The 2,382-nt window shown below is 72.3% G+C and carries 1 protein-coding gene; it reads right to left on the reverse strand.

Features of this window, described 5'->3' with window-relative positions:
- The coding region (gene secD / locus VN520_RS10035) for a protein translocase subunit SecD (RefSeq protein WP_325746518.1) at positions 1 to 2,271 on the reverse strand (2,271 nt) is incomplete at its 3' end.
- Positions 2,272 to 2,382: the final 111 nt, after the last annotated feature.

A 2,382-nucleotide genomic window follows, 5' to 3' on the forward strand; every position in this document is an offset into this window, starting at 1 on the left:
GGGGTCCCGGCGCGTCCGCCCGGCCGGCTCACCGCGCTTCGGCGCCCGCTTCCCGGCCGGCGGCGGGGCCTTCCGGCTCCTCTCCAGAAGGAGCGCCCCCGGTACCGCGGTCATCACGGAGGAGAACGTTCCGACACAGATGCCGATGAGGAGGGCGAGGGCGAAGTCCGCGAGGGAGTCGCCGCCCAGGACCGCGAGGGCGACCAGGATGAACAGGGCTCCCATCCCCGTGTTGACGGTGCGCGGCACGGTCTGCAGCACCGCGCGCTCGGCCACGTCGGCGACCGGTGTGCGACGGTTCCCGGCCCACAGCTCCCGTACCCGGTCGAAGACCACGACGGAGTCGTTGACGGAATAGCCGATCACGGTGAGCAGGGCGGCCAGGAAGATCCCGTCCACGGGGCGCCCGAGCCAGGCGAAGGCCCCCACGAGGACGATGACGTCGTGCACCAGGGCTCCGACCGAGGCGACGGCGAACGTCCAGCGGAACCGGGCCGCGAGGTAGGCGAGCTGGACGAACACCGCGATGCCCAGGGCGATGAGCGCGTTCCGCCGCAGTTCGTCACCGAGGCTGGGCCCGATCAGCTCGTCACGCACCTTGGTGGTCCCGCCGCCTGCTTCGGCCAGGGCGGAACGCAGGGCGAGCTCCCCGTCGTCGTCGAGCTTCCCGGTGCGTACGGAGAGGTCCTGGTCGCCCGCGGTGGTGACCTCGGCGTCCTCGAAGCCCGCGGCGGCGATCGTGTCACGGGCGGCCTCGATGCCGACGGGGCGGCTGGTGGAGTACTCCACGAGCCGTCCGCCGGTGAACTCGACACCCAGGTCGATGCCGCGCACGAGGATGCCGCTCACGGCGACGAGCACGAGCGCCGCCGACATCAGCAGCCAGCGGCGCGGCGACCGGAACAGCTGGACGTCGCGCGTGTTCAGCCAGGTGCGGACACGGCCGGGCCGTGCGAGGCCGTTGAGGCCCCGGTGGTCGGCGACGAACCGGGAGCCGGCCGCGATCTCGGTGAGCGCACGGGCGATGACGAGCGCCGAGAACATGGAGACCAGGACACCGATGGCGAGTGTGACCCCGAAGCCCTTCACCGGTCCGGAGCCGAGGAGGAAGAGAAGGGCGGCCGCGATGAGGGTGGTGACGTTGGAGTCGGCGACCGCGCTCCACGCGTTACGGAATCCTGCCGTCAGCGCGGAGCGCAGCGAGCGGTTCCCGCGGCCCGCGTGTTCCTCCCGGGCCCGTTCGAAGACAAGGACATCGGCGTCGACCGCCATGCCGATGGCGAGGACGAATCCGGCGAGTCCCGGCAGGGTCAGCGTCACGCCCAGGACGACGAGGGCGGCGTAGGAGATCACGCCGTAGGCACCCAGGGCCAGCGCGGCGAGAGCACCGAAGAGCCGGTACACGAGGGTGAGGAAGAGAGCGGTGGCGGCGGCGCCGATGAGTGCGGCCCGGGCGCTCGCCTCGATGGCGTCGGCGCCGAGCGTCGGGCCGACGGTCCGCTGTTCGACGATCTCGACGGGGACGGGGAGTGCGCCGCCCTTGATGAGCAGGGCGAGCTCCCGTGCTTCGTCGGCACTGAAGGCACCGGTGATCTGCGTGGAGCCCGCGGGCAGCCCGGCCTCGCAGCCGGTCGACGGATCCACCTGGGGGGACGAGATGACCTTCTCGTCGAGGACGATCGCGACGCGGCGCCTCTCGTCCCCGGCCGGGTGGCACGCGGCGTCCCCGGTGAGCCGCTTCCATTCCTGGCCCGCGTCCTTGTGGAAGTCGAGCGAGACGGACCAGCCCGCGCCCTGCTGGGCGTCGAACTGTGCGGTGGCGTCCTTGACGCCACCGCCGGAGAGCCGCTCCGGGCCGAGTGCGAGGGGGGCGCCCTGTTCGTCGGGCAGGGTCCTCCCTCCGTCCTTCTGCCCGGCTTTGGCCCCCCGGACCTCGTGGAAGCCGAGCTGTGCGGTCCTGCCGACGACGTCGGCGGCCTGGCGCGGGTCCTGCACGTCGGGCAGCTCGACGATGATCCGGTCCTCGCCCGAGCGCGTCAGGGCCGGTTCGGAGACACCGAGGGAGTCGATGCGCTGCCGCAGCACCTCCAGGGTGCGGTCGGTGCTCTCCCGGTCCGCCTTCGCGGTGCCGGAGTCCTTGGCCTGCAGCACCATGCGGGTGCCGCCCTGGAGGTCGAGGCCGAGTCTGGGTGACATGGTCAGCGTGATGAACACGGAGACGAGCAGAACGGCGGCAGCCAGAACCGCTCGCACCGTGGTGGCGCGAGTCATGGGTATCCCCTTGGGTGGGCGTCGTCCGCCCAGGACTCAGCGAGAAGGGCGGAGCGACAGCTCTGTGGAACAGGGCCGGTGAGAGGCCGGCGGGCCGGCCACCGCCCTCGG

It is taken from the genome of Streptomyces sp. (genome assembly GCF_035563135.1).
Taxonomy (GTDB): Bacteria; Actinomycetota; Actinomycetes; order Streptomycetales; family Streptomycetaceae; genus Streptomyces.